Raw genomic sequence first — 7,257 nt, 5'->3', positions numbered from 1 at the left:
GGCCGGTCGGATCGGCCGGGGGCCGATCGCACCGCCCCATCCGGAAGCCGGCGCGATCTCGCGCTGTGGGCGCCTACAGAACCTGGCCGATCGAACCGCCACTCGGCGCGACCGCCCACCGACCGTCACAACTCCGACGCCACACGGGTCAACCTCCGGCCGCCGCCGTTGATGACCGAGCGCCGCTTCGGCACATCGTGAACGTGACGACCAGGGACCTGCGGGCCGACGCCGTAGCCCACCTGGCCTACCGCTCCCCGCACCGGCCTCACTCTCCGCCACCATCACCCGGCTACTCTGACCCCGCAGGGCCTGACCCGGCCCCTAGGCAACCACGGCGCGAGATCGCGCCGGTGTTGGGATTGGGCGGTGCGATCGGCCCCCGGCCGATCCGACCGCTCAATCCCAACACCGGCTTCCAGGCGATCTCGCACGCCTCGGCGAAGCCGAGGCAAAAAACACAGCCGAGGCGAAAGGACACGGAGTGGACGTCGCCGAGGCGCTGCCCACGGCCGCCGAGGTGGTCCGGCGGCGGCGGGTCGCGTTTCGGGTGAGTGCGCACGTCGCGTGGGTACTCGTGCTCGCCGTGGCGACGGAGCTGCGTGTGGGCCGGTTCGGCTTCCATCCGTCCGACCAGGGCTTCATCCTCGCGCAGGCGTGGCGGGTGTTGCAGGGCGAAGTGCCGCACGCCGACATCATCTCCGCGCGGCCGCTCGGCTCGGCGATCCTGCATGTGGTCGATTTCGCGCTGCCGGGGCCGCTGTTCTTCGCGTCCAGCGGTCTGGCGATGGTGCAGATCACCCTCGCGACGATCGCGTTCGCCGTGCTCGTGACGCGGCGGCCGGTGCTGTCGTGGGGACCCGGCCGCACGGCGCTGGTCGCGGCGGCGGCTCTGCTGAACCTCAACGGCTTCCCGCTCATGGCGTGGCACACCGTCGACGGGATCACGCTCACCGCGTGCGGCGCGTGGGCCCTGGATTCCGGGCTGCGCAAGGGAAACCCGTACGCGCGGCTCGGCGGGCTCGCGCTGCTGGGCGCGGCGGTGTTCGTGAAGCAGAGCTTCGTGCTCGCCGCGGTGATCGGGCTGGTCTGGACCTTGTGCTACCCGAACCGGCTGCGCCGCCTGCCGGGTGACCTGCCGGCGTTGGGCGCGTTCGGGATCGCCTACGTGGCCTGGGTGAGCATCGGCGGCGGCTTCGGCGAGATGGTCGGGCAGCTGACGGGCGGCGTGCCCGCGTACGGCGAACGGCTGCTCGGCCTGTGGCTGGAAGACCCACAGGTCCTGCTGCACCCTCCGGTGCGGGAGCTCACGTTCTTCGCCGCCATCGCCGTAGTGCTGCTGGTGCTGCGGCTCGCGGGCGAACGACTCGGCGCGGCCGGGCGCGCGGCGTCGTGGCTGCTCGCGCTCGGCGGCGCGGCCGCGGTGGCGTGGACGGTGGTCGACGGGCGGCTCACGGCTTCGTCGCGCTGGGCCGACGTGCTGTGGTGGATCCTGGCCGTCGCCGTCGTGGTCCACGCGACCGTGCGGCGCAAGGTTTCCTGGGCTGGGCTGCTCGTACTCGCGACGGGGTTCATGACGAGCCTGTCGTGGGGCAACGACACCCCGACGCTGCTCACCGGCTCGCTGGCGCTCACGGCGTTGCTGCTGCTGGGTTTCGTGCTGCCGGACCTTTCCCCGGTGCTGCGCCGCACGTGGCTCACCACCACGGCAGGCCTGGTCACGGTGGCACTGTGCGGCTGGGCGGTCGTGGCGCACCACGACGAAGCCGCGTACCTCGACCTGTCACACGACAAGCTCACGGCCGACCTCGGCACGGTCAGCCCGGCCATGCGCGGCATCCGCACGAACCCGGCGACCTACACCTACGTCGCCCAGATCCGCGACTGTCTGCAGCGCTACCCGGCCTCCCGCGTCGCGGTGCTGCCCGACAACCCGTTCGCGTACCCGGCTTTCGGGCTGCGCAACCCGTTCCCGCTGGAGTGGCCGCTGCCGTTGGAGATCGTCGGTGACGCGCCGCAGCGCATGCTCGCCACCGCGGCGGACCTCGATCGCGAGGGCGACTACCTGGTGCTGTTCGAAACCGTGCCGAACAAGACGCTGGCGCAGGGCGGCCCGGTGCCCGCTCATGTGGCGGTGGATGCGCCGATCGTCGACTACCTGGGGCTGGAGAACGCCTTGCGCGCGCGGCTGACCGGACAACCGGTGGCGTGCGGGAGCTTCGTCGGCAAGTGGGTGCGCTGAGGCTTCAGTCCGGCAACGTGTCGTCGGGCGAGCCGGCCGCCAACGTCGCGAGGACCTCGAGCGCGGCCGCGAGGGTTTTCTTGGGTGGAGCCGAAACCGCGAGCCGCACGGCGTTCGGCGCGTGCCCCGGCAGCACGGCGAACGAAGCCGCCGGCGACAACGCGATGCCGTGGCGGGCGGCGGCAGCCACGAACGTCTCCGCGCGCCATTGCTCAGGAAGCTCCCACCAGCGGTGGTACGCGGCCGGATCACCGACGACCGTGAACCCGGCGAGGCACTCGTCGAGGATCGTGGCGCGCTCGGCCGCGTCGATGCGCTTCGCGGTCTCGACCTCGGCCAGCGCGCCGCCGGTGATCCAGCGCGTGGCGGCCTCCATCGCGAACCGCGTCGAACCCCAGCCACCCGAACGGACGGCGCCCGCGAGCCGCGCGGTCCAGGCCGCCGGCGACACCACGAACCCCGCGGTGAGACCGGGCGCGACCCGCTTCGACAGGCTGTCGACGAACACAGTGCGCTCGGGCGCGAGCGCGGCCAGCGGTTCGACATCCGGGCGCAGGAACGTGTAGATCCCGTCCTCGATCACCGGCAGGTCGAGGCGCCGCACGGTGTCGGCCAGCTCGGCGCGGCGCGCGGGCGGCATGGTCGGCCCGAGGGGGTTGTGCAGCGTCGGCTGCACGTACAGCGCGCGCACGGGCGCCGCCGCGTGGGCGGCTTCGAGCGCGGCCGGGACGAGGCCGTCGGCGTCGGTTTCGATGGGCACGAGCTGGGCACCCAGCCGCGTGGCCAGCGCCTTCACCACGGGGTACGTCAGCGCCTCGACCGCGAGCCGCTCGCCCAGCGGCACGAAAGTGGAGATCGCGGCGGCGATGCCCTGGCGGCCGTTGCCCGTCACCAGAACCGTCGCCGGGTCGGGCTCCCAGCTGCCGCGAGACAGCAGTCCCGCTGCGGCTTCACGCACCGCTTTCGTCCCCGCGGCGCCGACGGGGTGCAGCGCGTCCGTGAACACGTCGGCGCGAAGCAGCGGCTCCAGCGCGTACGCGAGCTTCGCGGATTGGCTCGGCAGCACGGCGAAGTTGAGCTCGAGGTCCACGCGCGCGTCGCCGGGTTCGGCCAGCGCGGGCTCGGGCGCCGGGCGCGCGGCCCGTACGAAGGTGCCCCGGCCGACCTCCCCGACGGCCAGGCCGCGGCGGATCAGCTCGCCGTAGACGCGGGCGGCGGTGGAGCCGGCGATGCCGCGGTCGCGCGCGAACCGGCGTTGCGGCGGGAGGCGGTCGCCCGGCCTCAGCCGCCCGGCTTCGATGTCGGCGGCGAGTTCGTCCGCGACGACCCGGTAGTCATCCATCGCCACCTTCGCTTACGCCGTGAACCGCACAGAACCCCGTCCGCATGATGACACCGGCTGGTCACGTTCGGCGAATGCGACCCAGGGAACTCCCCGAACGAGGGTCACTAGGTTAGCCTAACCTGTGTGGACCAGACGATCGCGGAAGCACCGGCCTTGACCGAGCCCCGGCTGCACGCCGAGGAACTGACCCTCGCGTACGACGGGCGCACCGTCGCCGAAGACCTCGGCGTGGTCATCCCGGACAAGTCTTTCACGGTCATCGTCGGCCCCAACGCTTGCGGCAAGACCACGCTCCTGCGCGCGCTCGCGCGGATGCTCAAGCCCCGCAAGGGCTCCGTCTACCTCGACGGCTCGGTGATCTCCAGCTACGGCGCCAAGGAGGTCGCGCGCCGGCTCGGCCTGCTGCCACAGAGCTCCGTCGCGCCCGACGGCATCACCGTCGCCGATCTCGTCGCGCGCGGCCGCTACCCCCACCAGCGCCTGCTGCGCCAGTGGTCCCGCGACGACGCCGCCGTGGTCGCCGAGTCCATGGCGGCGACCGGCGTCTCGGACCTGGCCGAGCGGCTCGTCGACGAGCTGTCCGGCGGACAGCGCCAGCGCGTGTGGATGGCGATGGCGCTGGCCCAGCAGACCGACCTGCTGCTGCTCGACGAACCCACGACTTACCTCGACATCGCGCACCAGATGGACATTCTCGACCTGTGCGCGCAACTGCACGCCGAACAGGGCCGCACCCTCGTCGCCGTGCTCCACGACCTCAATCACGCCGCCCGCTACGCAACCCACATGATCGCCATGCGCGACGGCCAGGTGCTCGCCACCGGAACGCCCGAGGAGGTCGTGACGGAGGAGAACGTGGAGAAGATCTTCGAACTGCCGTGCCGCGTCATGCCGTGTCCCGAGACGAGCACCCCGCTGGTGATCCCGAAGGCGGGCCGGCGCGCCGCATAGTCGTTAGATTGGTGCCGGAGGTGCCATGACCCGCGAACTCTGGACCGCAGTCGACGACTACCTGGCCGAAGCCCTGCTCCCCGCCGACCCGGTGCTCGACGCCGCCCTCGCCGAGTCGGGCGCGGCCGGCCTGCCGGCCATCGCCGTGTCGCCCACACAAGGCAAACTGCTCAACCTGCTCGCCCTCACCGCCGGCGCCGGCTCGATCCTTGAGATCGGCACGCTCGGCGGCTACAGCACGATCTGGCTCGCCCGCGCCCTGCCGCCCGGCGGCACGCTGGTGACCTGCGAATACGACCCGAAGCACGCCGCCGTGGCGCGCGCGAACCTCGACCGCGCCGGCTTCGGGCCCGACGTGGCCGACATCCGCGTCGGCGCCGCTCTCGACACCCTGCCCACGCTCACGGGGCCGTTCGACTTCGTCTTCATCGACGCCGACAAGGCCAATCTCGCGCCTTACGTCGCCGAAGCCGTGCGGCTTTCGCGGCCGGGCACCACGATCGTGGTCGACAACGTCGTGCGCGACGGTGCCGTGCTCGAGGCCGCGAGCACCGACCCGTCCGTGCGGGGCGTGCGCGAGATGTTCGCGGCTCTCACCGGCGACGACCGCCTCGATGCCACCGCGATCCAGACGGTGGGAGACAAGGGTTACGACGGTTTCGTCCTCGCCCGCGTGCGCTGACCTGATCGCTTCCGTGAAGGGCGCCCGTGAACGGCGCCCTTCACGGCACGATCAGCGACCGGGCGGCGCCGTCTGCTTCGCGAGCGGAGGCGCGAACCTCGGCTCGATCCCACCGTTCTCCTTGATCGGCTGCCCCTGCTCCGCCTGCACCATGAACGTCCGCCAGATGTCCGCGGGCACGGTCGAACCCACCAGCTTCTTCCCCTGCGCGTCGAACAGCCGCCGTTCGTCGTCCGAGCCGACCCAGACGGCCGTGGCCAGCTGCGGGGTGTAGCCGATCGCCCAGGCGTCCTGGTTGTCCGACGAGTTGCCGTGCTGGAACTCGCCCGTGCGCAGGGCGGCGGGGCGGCCGTCGGGCAGGAACGTCTGCAGCACGTTCGTCACCTCGGCGGAGATCTTCGCGCTCACCCCCGGGTCGTCGGAGAACGCGGGGTGCGACTCGTCGTCGTGCTGCCACACGACGCTGCCGTCCTGGTCGAGCACCTTGTCCACGAGGTGCGGCGTCACGCGCATCCCGTCGGCCGCGAAGGTCCCGTACGCCCCGGCCAAGTCCAACGGCCGCAACGGATACCGCCCGACGGCGAGGCCCGAGCCGATCAGGAACCCGTCCTTCTCACGCAGGGTCGGCGAGCCGTCGACCGCCTCCGGGATGCCCGCGTCGCGGGCCGCGGCGCTCACCGCGTCGGCGCCGACGCGTTTGGCCAGCCCGATGTACGGCGTGTCCGCGCCCGAGGTCATCGCGGTGCGCAAGGTACAGGTCGCCGGGCATTTCTGCGGGTACTCGAAGTCCTCACCCAAGAAGTCGATCTTGCCCGGCGCGGCCGTGGGTTCGTCGGGCGAGACGCCGGCGCGCAGACCAGCCGTGAGCGTGAAGGGGTAGAACGCCGAGCCTGCCGGGTGTTCCGTGCCGGCGTAGTCGCGGACGCCGTTGTCGCCGCCGTCGTACGCGCGCACCGCCCCGGTGGACGGGTCCACGGACACGAGCGCGCCCCGGAACTCCTTCGGCTCGCCCTTCAGGCGGTCGGCCAGCGTCGAGCGCGCGGACGCCTGCGCCTTGCGGTCGAGCGTGGTCTGCACGACCAGATTCCCTTGCTGCAGCCGGGAAAGCGAGAACCCGTCCTGTTCGAGCTCGCTGAGCACTTGCTGCTTCACGTGGTACTCGTCGTAGGTCACGCTCGCGCGAGTCTCCGACGGCGGCAGGATTTCCTTGCCGGGGTAGGCCATCGTGGCGGCGTCGGCGGGCTTGACGTAACCGCGCTGCACGAGCTTGTCGCGCACGTACGTCCAGCGTTTGGCCGCGTGTGCGTCGCCGGAAACGGCGGGGTCGTGCACCGAGGGCGACTGGATCATCCCGGCCAGGAACGCGGCTTCGCTCCAGGTCATGGAGTCGTCGAGCGGCCGGCCGAAGAACGCGTTCATCGCCGCGGCCGGGCCGAAGGTGCCGCGGCCGAAGGAGATGATGTTCACGTAGCTGGTGAAGATCTGTTCCTTGCTCTGCTGTTGCGTGATCTTCGTGGCGAGCACCAGCTCCTGCAGCTTGCGCCCGAGCGTCGCGTCGTCATCGCCGGTCGACTTCTTGATGTACTGCTGCGTGATCCCCGAGCCGCCGCCGACGCCGGTCAGGAACGCGCGGCCGATGCCGGTGGGGTCGAAGCCAGCGTTGTCCCAGAACGTCGGGTCCTCGGTGGCGATGATCGCGTCGCGCAGCTTCGAGGGCACCTTGTCGTAAGGCACGAAGGATCGGTCGCCGTCGGCGGGCAGGACCTTGAGCAGCTCGCTGCCGTCGGAGTACTTCAGCTCCACGGTCTTGTCGAGCGAGGCGAGCACGTCCTGCGGGCTGCGGACGTCCATCAGAAGGTAGGCGACCCAGAACGCGATCAGCGGCAGGCCGACGAAGACGCCGAAGCCGCAGTACGCGATACGGCGGATCTTGCGCCACCGGCGGCGACGGCGGGCGCGGGGATCATCGGGCGGCTCGTTCGTGACACTGCTGGTGGCTCCATCCGTCTCGGCATCCGTGTCGCGTAGCACGATGGG

5 protein-coding genes are annotated in these 7,257 nt (G+C 71.5%); 3 read left to right on the top strand and 2 right to left on the bottom strand.

Annotation, left to right across the window (positions count from 1 at the left end):
- The first annotated feature begins 484 nt into the window (after window positions 1-484).
- Complete coding sequence (locus ABZU76_RS44525; RefSeq protein WP_354882309.1) at window positions 485-2,242, top strand: hypothetical protein; 1,758 nt, start codon at window positions 485-487, stop codon at window positions 2,240-2,242.
- Between the two features lie 4 nt (window positions 2,243-2,246).
- On the opposite strand, the gene ABZU76_RS44520 is transcribed toward ABZU76_RS44525, so the two are convergent.
- Window positions 2,247-3,584: a PLP-dependent aminotransferase family protein gene (locus tag ABZU76_RS44520; RefSeq protein WP_354882306.1), complete on the bottom strand. Its 1,338-nt coding sequence runs from the start codon at window positions 3,582-3,584 to the stop codon at window positions 2,247-2,249.
- Window positions 3,585-3,710: 126 nt separating this feature from the next.
- On the opposite strand from ABZU76_RS44520, the gene ABZU76_RS44515 reads away from it, so the two are divergent.
- Together ABZU76_RS44515 and ABZU76_RS44510 are read left to right on the top strand one after the other, a co-directional pair.
- Entirely contained in the window at window positions 3,711-4,538 is an 828-nt protein-coding gene (locus ABZU76_RS44515; RefSeq protein WP_354882303.1) for an ABC transporter ATP-binding protein, read from the top strand.
- A gap of 25 nt (window positions 4,539-4,563) precedes the next feature.
- A complete protein-coding gene (locus tag ABZU76_RS44510) occupies window positions 4,564-5,220 on the top strand; it encodes an O-methyltransferase (protein WP_354882300.1) in 657 nt (218 codons plus the stop codon).
- Between the two features lie 51 nt (window positions 5,221-5,271).
- Here the strand turns inward: ABZU76_RS44510 and ABZU76_RS44505 are convergent, their stop codons facing one another.
- The gene (locus ABZU76_RS44505) at window positions 5,272-7,149 is read right to left on the bottom strand and encodes a transglycosylase domain-containing protein (RefSeq protein ID WP_354882319.1); all 1,878 of its coding nucleotides are present in this window, start codon (window positions 7,147-7,149) and stop codon (window positions 5,272-5,274) included.
- Window positions 7,150-7,257: the final 108 nt, after the last annotated feature.

This window comes from Amycolatopsis sp. NPDC005232, from assembly GCF_040607795.1.
Taxonomy (GTDB): domain Bacteria; phylum Actinomycetota; class Actinomycetes; order Mycobacteriales; family Pseudonocardiaceae; genus Amycolatopsis.
Note: the sequence above shows the minus strand (reverse complement) of the source record. Positions and strands in the feature narration are given on the sequence as shown.